The sequence below is a fragment of the Comamonas fluminis genome (assembly GCF_019186805.1).
Classification (GTDB): Bacteria; Pseudomonadota; Gammaproteobacteria; order Burkholderiales; family Burkholderiaceae_C; genus Comamonas; species Comamonas fluminis.
The window spans coordinates 3,050,732-3,065,646 of sequence record NZ_CP066783.1 but is presented as its reverse complement, the minus strand read 5'-3'; the positions used below and the strand labels follow the sequence as shown (position 1 = coordinate 3,065,646).

At 60.8% G+C, this 14,915-nt stretch carries 13 protein-coding genes; 7 read left to right on the top strand and 6 right to left on the bottom strand.

Annotated features, from left to right (window positions below; genetic code table 11):
* Window positions 1-95: 95 nt before the first annotated feature.
* Window positions 96-893 carry a Crp/Fnr family transcriptional regulator gene (locus tag JDW18_RS14340; RefSeq protein WP_218243916.1) on the bottom strand — a complete coding sequence of 266 codons (798 nt, stop codon included), beginning with the start codon at window positions 891-893 and terminating at the stop codon, window positions 96-98.
* A 61-nt stretch (window positions 894-954) separates the two neighbouring features.
* Here JDW18_RS14340 and JDW18_RS14335 point away from each other — a divergent pair, with 61 nt between their 5' ends.
* From JDW18_RS14335 to JDW18_RS14315, 5 genes are all read left to right on the top strand, one after another.
* Complete coding sequence (locus JDW18_RS14335) at window positions 955-1,479, top strand: Mpo1 family 2-hydroxy fatty acid dioxygenase (RefSeq protein ID WP_218240093.1); 525 nt, start codon at window positions 955-957, stop codon at window positions 1,477-1,479.
* Window positions 1,480-1,706: 227 nt separating this feature from the next.
* Entirely contained in the window at window positions 1,707-2,234 is a 528-nt protein-coding gene (ppa, locus tag JDW18_RS14330; protein ID WP_218240092.1) for an inorganic diphosphatase, read from the top strand.
* Window positions 2,235-2,399: 165 nt separating this feature from the next.
* Window positions 2,400-4,145 (top strand): methyl-accepting chemotaxis protein, encoded by a 1,746-nt coding sequence (locus JDW18_RS14325; RefSeq protein ID WP_218240091.1) that lies wholly within the window; start codon window positions 2,400-2,402, stop codon window positions 4,143-4,145.
* Between the two features lie 76 nt (window positions 4,146-4,221).
* Window positions 4,222-5,460 (top strand): NAD(P)/FAD-dependent oxidoreductase, encoded by a 1,239-nt coding sequence (locus JDW18_RS14320; RefSeq protein WP_218240090.1) that lies wholly within the window; start codon window positions 4,222-4,224, stop codon window positions 5,458-5,460.
* 418 nt (window positions 5,461-5,878) lie between these two features.
* The gene (locus JDW18_RS14315; protein WP_218240089.1) at window positions 5,879-7,630 is read left to right on the top strand and encodes a methyl-accepting chemotaxis protein; all 1,752 of its coding nucleotides are present in this window, start codon (window positions 5,879-5,881) and stop codon (window positions 7,628-7,630) included.
* 55 nt (window positions 7,631-7,685) lie between these two features.
* Here JDW18_RS14315 and JDW18_RS14310 read toward each other — a convergent pair whose 3' ends face one another.
* Window positions 7,686-9,101, bottom strand: a complete 1,416-nt coding sequence (locus tag JDW18_RS14310) for a GNAT family N-acetyltransferase (RefSeq protein WP_246609942.1) — start codon at window positions 9,099-9,101, stop codon at window positions 7,686-7,688.
* On the opposite strand from JDW18_RS14310, the gene JDW18_RS14305 reads away from it, so the two are divergent.
* Window positions 9,100-10,746: an NAD+ synthase gene (locus tag JDW18_RS14305; protein WP_218240088.1), complete on the top strand. Its 1,647-nt coding sequence runs from the start codon at window positions 9,100-9,102 to the stop codon at window positions 10,744-10,746. The two genes, JDW18_RS14310 and JDW18_RS14305, sit on opposite strands and share 2 nt — an antisense overlap.
* A 51-nt stretch (window positions 10,747-10,797) precedes the next feature.
* Window positions 10,798-11,136 (top strand): P-II family nitrogen regulator, encoded by a 339-nt coding sequence (locus tag JDW18_RS14300; protein WP_218240087.1) that lies wholly within the window; start codon window positions 10,798-10,800, stop codon window positions 11,134-11,136.
* 114 nt (window positions 11,137-11,250) lie between these two features.
* Here the strand turns inward: JDW18_RS14300 and JDW18_RS14295 are convergent, their stop codons facing one another.
* The 4 genes from JDW18_RS14295 to JDW18_RS14280 are packed head-to-tail and all read right to left on the bottom strand — an operon-like array spanning window position 11,251 to window position 14,859.
* Window positions 11,251-11,874 carry a PqiC family protein gene (locus JDW18_RS14295; protein ID WP_246609940.1) on the bottom strand — a complete coding sequence of 208 codons (624 nt, stop codon included), beginning with the start codon at window positions 11,872-11,874 and terminating at the stop codon, window positions 11,251-11,253.
* Complete coding sequence (locus tag JDW18_RS14290) at window positions 11,871-13,562, bottom strand: PqiB family protein (RefSeq protein WP_218240086.1); 1,692 nt, start codon at window positions 13,560-13,562, stop codon at window positions 11,871-11,873. Before JDW18_RS14290 ends, JDW18_RS14295 begins: the two co-directional genes overlap by 4 nt.
* Window positions 13,559-14,233 (bottom strand): paraquat-inducible protein A, encoded by a 675-nt coding sequence (locus JDW18_RS14285; RefSeq protein WP_246609938.1) that lies wholly within the window; start codon window positions 14,231-14,233, stop codon window positions 13,559-13,561. Before JDW18_RS14285 ends, JDW18_RS14290 begins: the two co-directional genes overlap by 4 nt.
* Window positions 14,230-14,859, bottom strand: a complete 630-nt coding sequence (locus JDW18_RS14280; protein WP_218240085.1) for a paraquat-inducible protein A — start codon at window positions 14,857-14,859, stop codon at window positions 14,230-14,232. The genes JDW18_RS14285 and JDW18_RS14280 overlap by 4 nt, the downstream gene beginning before the upstream one ends.
* Between the last annotated feature and the right edge of the window lie 56 nt (window positions 14,860-14,915).

Genomic DNA, 14,915 nt, shown 5'->3' with positions numbered 1-14,915 from the left:
TCGTGGATGCTGCGCCGCAGCAATCCGGCACATGGTCCATTATCAAAGCTCGGGCGCGGCTGTCCAGTGCCAAAAGGACAGCGCTGTCCGCGCCGTCAGCTTGTCGTGTTGCCAATACGCCCCGTCGCTGCGGCGGTTTTGAGGGCGCCGAGGTCCATCACTTCCAGCCGGCCACGCCTGACCTGCAGCCAGCCAGCTTGCTGCAGCTCCTGCAAGATCTGGTTGGTGGTCTGGCGCGACAGGCCCAGCATGCGCGCCAGCTGTTCCTGGGATACGGCCAGTTCGCGGTGCGTGCGCTGGCGGTCGGCCCACTGCTCATGGCCATGCGCCATCTGCACCAGTCTGCACATCAGGCGCTGGTGTGCGGGCAGCACGGTCTGCTCTTCCAGCGCCGTCAGGCTGGTGCGCAGCTTGTCTGTCAGCAGCAGCGCCATGTGGCGCCAGTGTTCGGGGTGGGTGTTGAGCCACTCGCGCAGCGGCGCAATGGGGACGTGAAGCAGGGCGCAGGCGGTGTTGGCATAGGCATCGTGGGTGCGAGGCTCACCGTCAAAGAGGGCGATCTCGCCTAGCCACATGGGCGGCTCCACCAGCGTCAGCAGCGCGGTGCGGGTTTGTTCCTGCAGGCTGGCTGTGCCCGAGATATTGAGCGAGCCGCGTGCCACGGCGTAAATGCCGCAGGGGGCGTCACCCCGGCGAAACAGCCATTCGCCAGGCGCCAGCATGCGGGTTCTGGCGGCGCGCTGCAGCTCCTGCGCCAGTTCTGCGGGCAGGCCGCGAAACCAGCGCCCGGCCTGAACAATGGCCCACAGATCATGGGCCGAGGGTGCGGGCGGGCTACGTCTGCGTGTGGGGGCCAGCGCAGGCTGCTGAATAGGAGCTTGTGTCGGTTGCATGACAGACATGGCGGTTGAGGCTGCATCAACATGCTGGTGCATGACATCAGGAGTGACAGCGATGAAAACCCTAGTCGATCAGCTCTCCAGCTATGCGGATTACCACCGGGACCCGCGCAATATCGTGACGCATTACATTGGCGTGCCCATGATCATGCTGGCCGTGGTCGTTTTGCTGGCGCGTGCCCAGTGGGGCGTGCTTTTCGGTGTGCCGCTTTCGCTGGCCCTGGCAGGCGCTGTGGCGGCCGCGCTTTATTACTGGCGGCTGGATGCCCGCTACGGCCTATTCATGACGGGGCTGCTTGCCGCCATGCTGGCGGTGGCCGCGCCGCTGGCTGGGCAGACCACGGCCATCTGGCTGGGCTGGGGGCTGGGCCTGTTTGGCGTGGGCTGGGTCATCCAGTTCATTGGCCACTATTACGAGGGGCGTAAGCCTGCATTCTTTGATGATGTGATGGGCTTGATCATCGGCCCGCTGTTTGTGGCCGCTGAGCTGGGTTTTGCGCTTGGTCTGCGCAAGGAAGTGCAGGCTGAGGTGGAGCAGCGCAGCGGCCCGGTGCGCCGAAGGGAAATGGCCAGCGCCTGACTGTCAGACCTGTGTTGCTCTAATTTGCTATATTTTAGATAGCTGTAAGCGCATTTGTATAAGGGGCTGGAGCCTGTTTTGGCTGAAATTTTTCAGTTCAAGCCCTGTGGGGTGCGTGCAAAGGTGGCGCATCTTTCATACATGTAATGCCAGCGTTAGGGTCATGCGCCTAGAATTACGGGGTGACCCCTAGCGGGGGCTTTTTTGTTTTATCACTTCCAAACATCATGTCTCTGAACAATGTGACCCCCGGCTCCAAGGCGCCTGAAGTCTTCAACGTCGTCATCGAAATCTCGGCCAACTCCGCTCCCGTGAAGTACGAAGTGGACAAGGAAACTGGCTGCCTGTTCGTGGACCGTTTCATGGGCACTGCCATGCACTACCCCGTGAACTACGGCTATGTACCCAAGACGCTGGCTGGCGACGGTGACCCCGTGGACGTGCTGGTGATGACTCCCTTCCCCCTGCCTGCCGGTGTGGTCGTGCCTTGCCGCGCCATCGGTATCCTGCAGATGGAAGACGAAGGCGGCGTGGACGGCAAGGTGCTGGCTGTGCCCACACAGAAGCTGCTGCCATCGTATGACCGTATCAACACGCTGGCCGACATTCATGACCTGACGCTGCAGCAGATCGCTCACTTCTTCGAGCACTACAAGGATCTGGAAAAGGGCAAGTGGGTCAAGGTTCTGGGCTGGAAGGGCCTGGACGTGGCACACAAGGAAATCACCGACGGTATCGCAGCCTACAAGGGCTGAGCCAAGGCTGATCCAGAACAGTAAAGAGTCTCTAACCCAGATGCGCAGCGCTGCTGTGCATACTGGCTGGATACAATTTGAAACGCACCCGGTTTTGCGCCTGGTGCGTTTTTTATTGTCTGAGCGCAGGCAAGGACAGAACAAAAAGTATCGGGGAGGCGGAGCATGGACTGGCAAATATCAAACTGGCGCGTAGGCACCAAGCTGGGCATCAGCTTTTTGCTGATGGTGTTTTTCTCGGCCTTGCTGGGGCTGGTGGCCTGGCTGCAACTGACGCAGATTCATGCGGCAGGCACGGCGGTGTCCGAGGTGGCGCTGCCCAGTGTGTACAACGCAGCCTCCATGCGCTCCGAATACAACCGCCTGCGCCGCCATGAGGCAGGTATTGCCACCGCTCGCTCGCTGCAGGAAGTTGATGGCTTTGAGCAGCAGATTCAGCAGCGGCTCAAGACCATTGCCGATCAGGAAAAGGTGATGCACGACCTGATCGAAGGGGATGCGCTGCGCGCAGCCTTTGATGACTATCTGAAATACAAGGCGGCGTTCCTCGAACTGCACCAGCAACTGCTGAACCGCACCAAGGACGGCAACTATGGCAGCGTGGAAGAGCAAGCCGCCATGGTCGATGCCATGGGCCTGTTCTTTGCGGGTGAGTCCGAACAAGCTTTCAGCAAGCTGGCCGAAAGCACAGGCAAGTTCATGAACCTGCAACTGGAAGCGGCGTCCGCTGCGCAGCACGCCGAAAAATCCGCATTTGCATTGGCACGTTACTGGCTGCTGGGCACGCTGGCGCTGGTGGTGCTGATTGCTGCCGGTGTGGGCTTGACCATGACGCGCGCCATCACCGCGCCCGTGGCAACAGCGGTCAAGCTGGCGCAGGACGTGGCGGCTGGCAGGCTGACATCCGTCATCCACAACCAGCGTCGCGATGAAATGGGGCTGCTGCTCAATGCGCTGGAAGACATGCGCCGCCAGCTTGCCAGCGTGGTGCAGGACGTGCGCAGCAACGCGCAGGGCGTGGCCCTGGCATCAGGAGAGATTGCCCAGGGCAATGCAGACTTGTCTTCTCGCACCGAAAGCCAGGCCAGTGCGCTGGAGCAGACGGCTGCCTCGATGGAGCAACTGGGCTCCACCGTGCGCCAGAATGCCGACAACGCCCAGACGGCCAATCAGCTGGCAAAAAGCGCATCTGATGTCGCTGGCCGTGGCGGCGCCGTGGTGGCCCAGGTTGTGGACACCATGAAGGGCATCAACGAAAGCAGTCGCCAGATTGCCGACATCATTGGCGTGATCGACTCCATCGCCTTTCAGACCAATATCCTGGCGCTGAATGCTGCCGTGGAAGCGGCCCGGGCCGGTGAGCAGGGCCGGGGCTTTGCCGTGGTCGCGGGCGAGGTGCGCACGCTGGCCCAGCGCAGCGCCGAAGCTGCCAAGGAAATCAAGCAACTGATAGGTGCCAGCGTAGAGCGGGTGGAGCAGGGCTCTGACTTGGTGGACAAGGCTGGCGCAACCATGGAAGAAATCGTTACCGCCATCAGCCGCGTCACCGACATCATGGGCGAGATCAGCGCGGCCAGCCGCGAGCAAAGTCAGGGTGTTGCCCAGGTGGGCGAGGCGGTCACACAGATGGATCAGGCCACTCAGCAAAATGCGGCCCTGGTGGAGGAAAGTGCGGCCGCCGCCGATGCGCTGCAGCGCCAGGCACGGGCATTGGTGGATTCTGTGGCGATTTTTCAGCTGGGGGGCGCGGATAAGGGTTTTGCGCAGGCTGCATTGACCGCTAGGCCCGTGGCTGCGGTTCGGGCTGCGAGGCAGATATCAAGACCTCACTCAGTTGCCAAAGCACCTGAAATTGCCAAAGTGGCTGCCATGCCCGCCTTGGCGGATGAGAACAGCTGGGAGAGGTTCTGAGGCTTTCGGCATTGCCGCGTCTGTTCATGGGCCACAATCCTGACGGTTGCGCCAGTGCCATTTCCAAGTCTTCATCATGAACCTTTCCATCTCTGAGCTGCCCTCATCCTGTGATGTCCTGATCGTAGGAGCTGGCCCTGCCGGAAGCGCTGCTGCGACACTGCTGGCCCGTGCGGGCTGGAGCGTGGTGCTGGTGGATCAGCGCAGCTTTCCCAGAGAAAAAGTGTGTGGTGACGGCTTGATTCCCGACACGCATGCGGCCTTGAAGGCGCTGGGTGTTCTTGATGAGGTCATGGCTCGCGCACAGCGTGTGGAGCATGTGCGCTGCACTGGGCCGCGCGGCGGTCAGGTGGATGTGCCTGCCACGCTGGCCGTGCTGCCGCGTCGGGAGCTGGATGAAATTCTGTGCCGCAATGCCGTAAGCGCGGGTGCACGCATGCATGCCCCGGTGCATTTTGACAAGCCTTTGCAGGATGCCGATGGCAGAGTCATCGGTGCGCATTTGTCGCAGGCGGGTGAAACCTGTGTATTGCAGGCCCGGTGGGTGATTCTGGCCAGCGGAGCGGTGCCCAAAGCACTGATGGCCGCCGAAATGTGCGAGCGCCAGACGCCTTCAGGCATTGCCCTGCGCGGCTACGTCAAAAATGACAGCATGCGTGAACGCCTGACCGAGCTGGAGATCGTCTGGCACCGTCATCTCAGGCCCGGTTATGGCTGGATTTTTCCCTGCGGTGATGGAGTCTTCAATATTGGTGTTGGTGTGTTTGACATGCACAAGACGGCTGCCGATGGCCGGCATGTGATGGAGGACGTGAACCTGCGTCAGCTGTTTCAGGACTTCTGCAGCATTTACGAGCCTGCGCGTGAACTGATGGCCGGTGGTGCGCTGCAAGGCGGCCTGAAGGGGGCGCCGCTGCGATGCACTCTGAGCGGGGCCCGGTTTGCACGCCATGGCTTGCTGGTGGCCGGGGAGGCGGCTGGCAGCACCTATGCATTTACCGGGGAGGGCATAGGCAAGGCCCTGGAAACAGGCATGCTGGCAGCTCGTGCCTTGCTGCAAGGCGATGAGCAGTCGCTGGCTGATGAAGCAGTCTGCCAGCGCTATCAGGCACAACTGGCCGCGTTGCTGCCGCGCTTTAAGCCTTATGAGAGAGCCAATCAGGTCAATGCACACCCCTGGTTGGTGGATCTGCTGATCTGGCGGGCGCAAAAAAGCAGGCGCCTGGTGCAAAGGATGAGCGGCGTGCTCAATGAAACAGCCCATCCGGGGCAGCTGTTCACTGCGCGTGGCATCTACAAACTGTTCACAGAATAGCCTCCACCCGCTGGGCGCAAAACTGGAATGCCGTTGTTCGGGGGGCGGGCGCTGGCTGGTGTGCCAGCGCTTTGGCGCGGCCTCATCCTTCAAATGTTAATAAATGTTCAATATTCTGGCGATGGAGATCGTCGAAATACTTGAGTTATGGTTTTCTTTTGAATAATCAAAGCTTGTTACATAAAAAGTAGGATTCATCCTACTTTGTTGTAGGAATTTAAAGATATCCAAATTTGATTAATTTGGAAACAATTGAATACAAATCTGGAATTGGCAGCTTCCTCCTCTGAGAAAGAAGGTATGCAATGGGTGCCTGGCACGCTTGCTTACCTTATCAAAATGTCAAAACCATGAATGTTTTTTGTTTCAAACAAAACATTCGAGAGAACTTAAGGAAATACAGGGGGGCGCTTGATTTATGAAGAACATCAAAATCTCCACACGCATATTGGGAACCATCAGTATTTTGGTGCTGCTGCTGGTTATTGTCGTGAGCATCGCCTTGATGCAGCTGCGCTCCATGCGTGGCAACGCCGAAGCCATCACAGGCAATGCACTGCCCAGTGTGGAAGTCATCAACACCATGAGCACGGAGCTGGTGCGCGCGCGCCTGCTGGAGCTGCGTCACGTCAACAACACCGAGCCAGCCTACCTAGATCAGGTGGAAAAGCAGTTCGCCGAGCTTCAGGGCCGTCTGGCACAAGACAAGAAGCTGTATGAGCCGCTGATCATCTCCAAGGAAGAGCGTGACCTTTATGACCAGTTCATCAAGGAGCGCGAGCGCTACGTGGAGCTGAATGCTCAGCTGTTCAAGCTCTCTCATGATGGCGAAAAGGACAAGGCCAAGGAGTTCATGGCGGGCGAGTCGCTCAAGCTCTACAACCAGTCTTCTGCCACGCTGGACAAGCTCATCAAATACAACAGCGACATGGCGCGCTCCGAGACCAAGGCTTCGGGCGAGGTGTATGACGGCGCAATCATGATGCTGGTTCTGGCCACGGTGGTGGCGCTGGTGCTGGCGGTGATCGCTGGCATCTGGCTGGTGCGCTCCATTCGTGCGCCACTGGATCAGGCCGTGAAGGCTGCGGACCGTGTGGCCAATGGCGACTTGAGCGGCAACATTCATGTGGAGCGCCATGACGAAACCGGCCAGTTGCTGACGGCCCTTGAGCGCATGCAGACCAGCCTGGTGCAGACTGTGCGTACGGTGCGTCTCAATGCGGAAGGCGTGGCTTCGGCCAGCTCGCAAATCGCTTCGGGCAATGCGGATCTGTCCAGCCGCACCGAAGAGCAGGCCAGTGCGCTGGAGGAAACGGCTGCTTCGATGGAGCAACTGGGCTCCACTGTGCGCCAGAATGCAGACAACGCCCGCGCTGCCAATCAGATGGCGGTGAATGCCTCTCAGGTGGCAGAGCAGGGTGGTGCTGTGGTGGCTGAAGTGGTGGAAACCATGAAGGGCATCAACAACAGCAGCCACCAGATTGCGGACATCATCTCCGTGATTGACTCCATCGCCTTCCAGACCAATATCCTGGCCCTGAATGCAGCAGTCGAAGCCGCCCGTGCAGGCGAGCAAGGCCGTGGCTTTGCAGTGGTGGCGGGTGAAGTGCGCACGCTGGCTCAGCGCAGCGCCGAAGCGGCCAAGGAAATCAAGGCCCTGATTACCACCAGTGTGGAGCGTGTCGAGCAAGGCACTCAACTGGTGGACAAGGCGGGCACCACCATGGCCGATATCGTGGCGGCCATCCGTCGTGTGACGGACATCATGGCCGAGATCAGCGCTGCCAGTCAGGAACAAAGCCAGGGCGTGGCGCAGGTGGGCGAGGCAGTTACGCAGATGGACCAGACCACGCAGCAAAATGCGGCGCTGGTTGAGGAAAGTGCGGCGGCTGCAGGCTCTTTGCGCAAGCAGGCACAGGATCTGGTGCAGGCCGTGGCCGTGTTCCAGCTGCCCGCCAATGCCATGTACGACCATGCGGCTCGCAACAACGCATCTGCTGCCGCTGTGCGTGTAGCAGCCCCTGCAGCCAGCTCCGTGGGCAGCGTGCGTGCACCTGCTGCGCGCCGCCCGCTGGCGCCCAAGACCATGCCCCAGCCAGCGCCACAGGCGCTGATGGGCAATGCCCAGCGCAAGTCGTCATCGCATGAGGATGACTGGGAAACTTTCTGATTTTGTGTGTGAGGCTGTTCAGTCTCTTCCTTTGGCCGCTGCAAAGCGGCCTTTTTTATGGGCGCTGCACAGGCTGCTGGCGCAAGGGGCTGTGGCTTTGTAGCGCCTCGAAATAGTCGGCCATGCCTTCGCCTTCGCGCTGCAGAAAGCGGGCAATGGCATCGGCAAACGCCGGGTGCGCCACCCAGTGCGCGCTGGGCGTTTCCACGGGCAGCAGGGCGCGGGCCATTTTGTGCTCCCCCTGCGCACCGCCTTCAAAGCGGTGGTAGCCGTTGGCAATGCACCATTCAATAGGCTGGTAGTAGCAGGCCTCGAAGTGCAGACTGTCCACCCGCTCCAGCGCCCCCCAGTAGCGCCCGTAGGCCACTTTGTTTTTGATAGCTGCTAGCGCTTGCTCCTGATTGGATTGATTAATATTTGATGCTGAAATGTCCGTGCAATCAGCGGTGACAGCTATCAAACTGCAGGCAATTGGACGCTGCTCATGCTCGGCAATGAACATCACCCAGTTCTCGGGCATGGTTTCGCGCATGGCAGCAAAGAACTCGGGTGTCAGATAGGGCGGGTTGCCATGCTCCAGATATGTGCGCTCATAGCAGCGGTAAAAGAAATCCCAGTCGGCGGTGCTGATTGCGCGGCCCTGCAGCGTTCTGAAGCGCACGCCGGCATCGTGCACCTTGCGCCGTTCCTGGCGAATCTTCTTGCGTTTTTCCTGCTGCAGAGATGCCAGGAAATCGTCGAAATCACGCCACAGGACTGGCGTTAGGGGCAGTGATGCACTTGCCGTGGGGGGCGTTGGGGCTACCAATCCGCCGCCGGGCCGCCCCAAGGCGGATTGGGCCCCCTCGGGGGGCAGCGATCCACACGCAGTGGGGAGCGTGGGGGCCATATTCTTCCAGTGAAACTGCACCGTGCTGCGCTGCATCCAGCCCGCTGCCCCGCAGGCGCTCAGGTCTTGGGCATCGCCAAACAGCAGGTGAACGGAAGACAGTTGCTCCGCTTCGCACCACTGCTGCACGGCTTGCACCAGTGCTTGGCGAAGTGCCTGGCTGCGCGCCATCAGCCGGGTGCCGGGCACGGGGGTGAAGGGCACGGCGGCAATGGCCTTGGGGTAGTAGGGCAGGCCGTGCTGCTGATAGGCTCGGGCCCAGGCCCAGTCAAACACGTATTCGCCATAGGAATGCGTCTTCAGATACAGCGGGCAGGCGGCCAGCAGTTCGCCCCCATCCCACACGGTGATGACGCGGCAGACCCAGCCTGTTTGGGCCGTGGCGCTGCCGCTTTGCTCCATGGCCGCCAGATATTCGTGGCGCATGAATGGTGTGGGCGTGGGCTGCTGGGCCAGCAGGGCGTTCCAGATTTGTGCGTCCAGCTGCTGCACGCTGGTAAGCACGCGAGTGATAATCGTGTTTTCGGCCATGCCCTGATTGTGCTGGTGACAGCTCGTCCTCGCACCCAGCTTGCTTTTCATGACGCTCTCCATCTGCTGTGCCCAACGCAATTTTGTCGTGGGCGATCTCTCTGGCAATGTCCAGAAAATCATTGATTCCGCAACCCAGGCCTATGCCCAAGGCGCACGCTTGCTGCTGACGCCCGAGCTGGCTCTGTGCGGCTATGCCGCGGAAGACCTGTATTTGCGCCCGGCGTTTATCGCGGCCTGCGAAGAGGCCATGGAGCAGCTGAAAGCTGCCAGCGCCCAGTGGCCCGGTATGGCGCTGGTTATTGGTCACCCCGAGCAAGATACCTCTGGTTCGCAGCTATTCAATGCCGCCAGCGTGCTGCGCGATGGCGCACGGGTGGCAACGTATGCCAAGCAACTGCTGCCCAATTTTGGTGTTTTTGATGAGCAGCGGTATTTCGCAGCGGGTGACAAGCCCTGTGTGGTGGAAATTGATGGCGTGAGCATCGGCCTGCTGATTTGCGAAGACGCATGGCACCCCGGCCCCGCCAAGGCGGCGGTGAATGCTGGCGCACAGCTGCTGGCGGTCATCAATGCATCGCCATTTCATGCAGGAAAACAGGCTGAACGCGAAGCAGTGCTTGCGCAGCGTGCTACAGAAACAGGTGTGCCGCTGGTCTATGCCCATCTGGTGGGCGGTCAGGACGAAATCGTGTTTGACGGTGGCTCGTTCGCCATTCAGGCCAATGGCCAGATCGCTGCACGTGCTGCGGCGTTTGCGGAGGATTTGCCAGTGCTGACGGCCCACCTGGCGGATGGCCGCGTCGCTGTGGCGGGTGAAGTCCAGCCCGCGCCCAGTCACTATCAGGCGCTGTGGTCGGCGCTGGTGCTGTCAGTGCGTGACTATGTGGGCAAGAACCGTTTTCCGGGCGCCATCATTGGTTTGTCGGGGGGTATGGATTCGGCGCTGGTGCTGTCGATTGCCGTGGATGCGCTGGGCGCAGACAAGGTGCGCACGGTAATGATGCCCTCGCCCTATACCGCAGACATCAGCTGGCTGGATGCCCGTGAGATGGCTGAGCGCGTGGGCGTGCAGCATGAAGAAATCAATATCGCCCCGCAGTTTGAAGCCTTCAAGGCTGCGCTGGCCCCCGCTTTTGCGGGCCGCGCCGAGGATACGACCGAGGAAAACCTGCAGGCGCGCATTCGCGGCACCTTGCTGATGGGTATGAGCAACAAGTTCGGCTCCATTGTGCTGACCACGGGCAACAAGAGCGAGATGTCCACCGGCTACTGCACGCTGTATGGCGATATGGCGGGTGGCTTTGCCGTCATCAAGGACGTGTTCAAGACCGAGGTGTTTGCGCTGGCGCGCTGGCGCAATGCCAATGATCCATTTGGCACAGGCCTGGACCCCATCCCCGAGCGCATCATCACCCGCCCGCCCAGTGCAGAGCTGCGCCCCGACCAGAAAGACCAGGACAGTCTGCCCGCCTATGAGGTGCTGGACGCCATCGTCTCGCGCTACATGGAAAATAATGAGAGCATAAGCTCCATCATTGCCGAGGGTTTTGCGGCGGCGGATGTCGAACGGGTCACTCGTCTGATACAAATCAATGAATACAAGCGCCGCCAGGCTCCCATCGGCCCGCGCCTGACTGTTCGCAGTTTTGGCAAGGACTGGCGCTATCCCATCACCAATAAATTTCGTGCCTGAGGCGCTTGTCTCATGCACATTGCCGATTCAATCTAGTCAGGAGTAAGCCCCATGAAAATGATCACAGCCGTCATCAAGCCATTCAAGCTCGAAGAAGTGCGCGAAGCCTTGGCCGAGTGTGGGGTGAACGGCCTGACCGTGACGGAAGTCAAGGGCTTTGGCCGTCAGAAAGGCCATACCGAGCTGTATCGCGGCGCGGAATATGTGGTGGACTTTCTGCCCAAGGTCAAAATTGAAGTGGTGGTGAAGGACGAGGACGTGGACCGCTGTGTTGACGCCATTGTCAACGTGGCCCGCACCGGCAAGATTGGCGACGGCAAGATCTTCATTACCCCCGTGGAACGCGTGGTACGCATTCGTACCGGCGAGCTGGACGACGGCGCGGTGTAAACGCCGGGGGCTCCGGCCTGAGCCCCGTGTTTTAGTTTTTTAGAGCAAGGTAGGGCGCCTGAGCCAGTCAGGCGTGTAACGCCTGTAGATCAACAAGCCCAAGGCCCGGTTTGCTTATTGCACCGTGCACTTGGCCTGTTGCGATGATCCCCATGCACGGGCATCGCTGGCAATGCGGGCAGCCAGCGCGCTGACTGCTCGCTGCTGCGCCTGAACCAGGGCGGGGTATCCATCTGCCGCTGCCTCATTGAAGCGGCCCTGGCAGACCAGGCGGGCTTTGCTGCTGTTGTTCGCAAACCCGAGGCTCCAGCCCGCCTCCAGCTGGACTTGATTGCCCGGCCAGGCATCCAGACGGCGAACTTGTACTTTCACCCGCAGCACTTGCTGTTCTGCAGAGCTGGCAAGCCCTGAGACATCCTGCGTTCCCAGTCGCTCTGACAGGTGCACGGACAAGGCGTTGCGCAGCTCATCGCCCAAAGGCCCCACCCAGCGCTCCTCATCCAGCACGGCCACGGTGCCACCACGGCCCTGGCGCACCACCAGCGGCTGCTGGTCCAGGTGCTCGGGCAGGCCCACGGGCAGCATATCAATCAGAAATGGAACAGGGGCTGCTGCTGGATGGCCGTCAGCTGCTGGCGGTGGCAGCAGGGTGTAGTGGTGAATCGGCGCAGGGCTGCTGCAGGCGGTAAGGCCCAGTGCTGCGCATAGCAGGGCAAGGGCTGCCAGTCGGTTCATCATCGGGATTCCTTGGTCGTGTTCGAGGCTGGCTCGGTCGTTGCATCAGCGGGGCGGCCGCGAATCACCGATTCGGGGTGGCGGCCCAGCAAATCCGTCAGCGTGCGCAGCGACCGGGCTGTGCGGCGCACTTCTACCAGTGTCTCGCCCAGGTCCTGCTGCAGCGGTGCATCGGCGGCAATCAGGCTTTGCACATCGCCCAGCGTTTGCTGCACGCCCACAAAGGTCTGCTGCGCGCTGCCGATGGCTTTTTGCGCTTCCTGCAGGGTCTGGGTGGTCTGCGGCAGCACCTGGCCATTGACCTGTGCCAGTGTCTTGTTCAGATTGGCGATGGAGCTGTCGAGGTTGCGCCCGATCGAGTCCAGCGGAATCCGGTCGATCTTGCTGACAATGCTGGCCATCTGCTCCTGCAACTGGTCAAAGCTGCCGTTGACGGTGGGCAGCGTCAGTGGGCGGGCCTTGGGGTCGAAGACTACCTTGGGTGTCTTGGGAATGAAGTCGAGCGCGATATAGAGCTGGCCGGTCAGCAAATTGGCCGAGCGGGCCTGGGCGCGCAGACCTTGCTCCACCATGCGGGCCATGAGTTGTGCGGCATTGTCCTCATCGTTGCCTTCGGTTTTGGGGAGTTTGCTGAGAACGTCTCCCAGCCGCTCGGGGTAGATCTCGATGCCCACTACCGTAGGAAAACGCTCTTTGGAGGCGTCGTAGTCCGGCTTGATGAACAGCACCCGTCCCAGGTCCATGCCGATGAATTGCACGGGGGCGCCAACGGACAGGCCGCGCAGTGATTGCTCAAAGCGCAGGCGAATGAACTGAGAAGGGCCATCCGGCGGGGCCAGAGCGGACTGCTGGTCTTTGGCCAGCGAAAACTGTGTGTCCTTGGGGGCAGGCTGGGCGCTGCTGAGCGGGGAATTTCCGAAGGCAATGCCGCCGGACAGAATGGTGGCGACAGACTGGGTCTGCATCTTCAGGCCGTCGGCACCGATGGAGACATCAATGCCGCTGGCGTTCCAGAAGCGCGTGTCGGGGGTGACAAACTTGTCGTAAGGCGCATCCACAAACACCTGCATATTGACCGAGCGGCCATCATCACTGAGCTGATAGGAGGCCACGCGGCCCACGGGGATGCGGCGGTAGTAGATGGGCGAGCCCACGTCCAGCGAGCCCAGGTCGCTGGTGCGCAGCACAAAAGAGGTGCCGGGCATATCGCCGATCACCGTGGGCGGGGTTTCCAGCCCGGTGAACTCATGGGCGGTTTCGGTCGACTGGCCTTTATCGACGCCAATGTATGCGCCGGACAGCAGGGTATCTACGCCCGAGACGCCACTGGCTCCGATGCGGGGCCGCACAACCCAGAAGCGAGAGTCTTTCAGCGCAAGGCCAGCCGCGCTTTTGTCAATGTCCACATGGGCCAGCACCTGAGAGCCGTCTTTGCTGAGGGTGATGGCCTTGACCAGGCCTACCGTCACTTCCTTGTATTTCAGCTGGGTCTTGCCAGCTTCAAGCCCGGCGGCTGAGCGAAAAGAGATGGTGATTCTGGGGCCCGCCGAAGTCCATGCGTGGATCAGCATGGAAATGCCGATCAGTGCAGCCAGGGCAGGGACCAGCCAGATCAGCGATACCCGCCATTTGTGCGGTGCAGTCACTGAAGGGTTGCCGGGTGTCGGGCGGGTGGGAGGGGTTTCATTCATGCCGTTTCACCATCGTGTCTGCTGCCGGTCTCTGCATCCCAGATCAGTCTGGGGTCGAAGGACATGGCGGCGAGCATGGTGAAAATCACCACCATGCCAAAGAAAAGAATGCCGACGCGGGGCTCGATGTCGCTGAGCCCCTGAAATTTGACCAGCGCCGCCACAATGGCCACCACCAGCACGTCCAGCATGGACCAGTAGCCAATGAATTCCACCATGCGGTACAGGCGGGCGCGTTCGCGCATCTTCCAGACGCTGCGCCGCTGTGATGTGATGAGCAGCAGGGCCAGCGTAAGAAATTTGGCGCACGGCACAGCCACGCTGGCAATGAAGATGACCAGGGCAATACCGTAAGAGCCGGATTTCCAGAACTCGACCACGCCTTCCATGATCGTGTTGTCCATGCCGCTGCTCAGCAGGCTGGTGTACATGACGGGCAGCACATTGGCGGGGATGTAGAAAATGACGCCTGCCAGCAGCAAGGCCCAGGCGCGCATGATGCTATTGGGGCGTCTGCGGTGCAGATCGGCATCGCAGCGCGGGCAATGTGCATGGGGGCTGGTGTTCAGCGTGTCTTCGCAGACCATGCCGCAGCTGTGGCAGCCAATCATGGCAAGCTGATCTGCCCGGGGGGCTTGTTCGCTCTGGTGCGGTGGCGTGGCCTGGCTCATGCTGCAGCCGCCTGTGTGCCCTGATGGTCTTCTGTCAGTTCCCAGAGCCAGTGCAGGTCATTCTTTGCAATCACAGTGATGAGCACCATCAGCACCGCCGTGGCCCAGATGCCAGGGCCGGGTGCAACCTGCACAAAACTGGTGAGTTTGATAATGGCCACCAGCAGGCCCAGCATGCCCACTTCCACCATGCTCCACGGCTTCAAGGCTTGCAGACTGCGCATGGCGGCCGCAAAGCCCGGGGCGCGGCGGCCCAGGCTGGCGTATGTCAGGACCCAGAGCAGCAGCGCAATCTGCATCAGTGGCACCAGCACAATGGCCAAAGCGGTAGGCACGGCAATGGGGGAGGCTGCGCCATGCGCCAGTGCGGCGGCTGCCTGCCACATGGTGGCCTCGTTGTGCAAACCCTGAAGGCTGATGTGCACGACCGGGCACACATTGGCAATCACGAAAACGATGGCCGCTGTTACTGTCAGGGCCAGCCAGCGATCCACAGACATGCGATTGGCGCGGTACAGCACCGCATCGCAGCGCGTGCAGCGTGCGGTGGTGCCAGCGGCGATGGCAAGCCGCTGATGAACGCTGTCGCAGTGTTCGCAAATGATGAGCTGAGGGTAGGTCTTCACGATTCGCAGGCGGACAAGACGGAGTCGTCCAGCGTTGAATGATTGGAAATATGGTC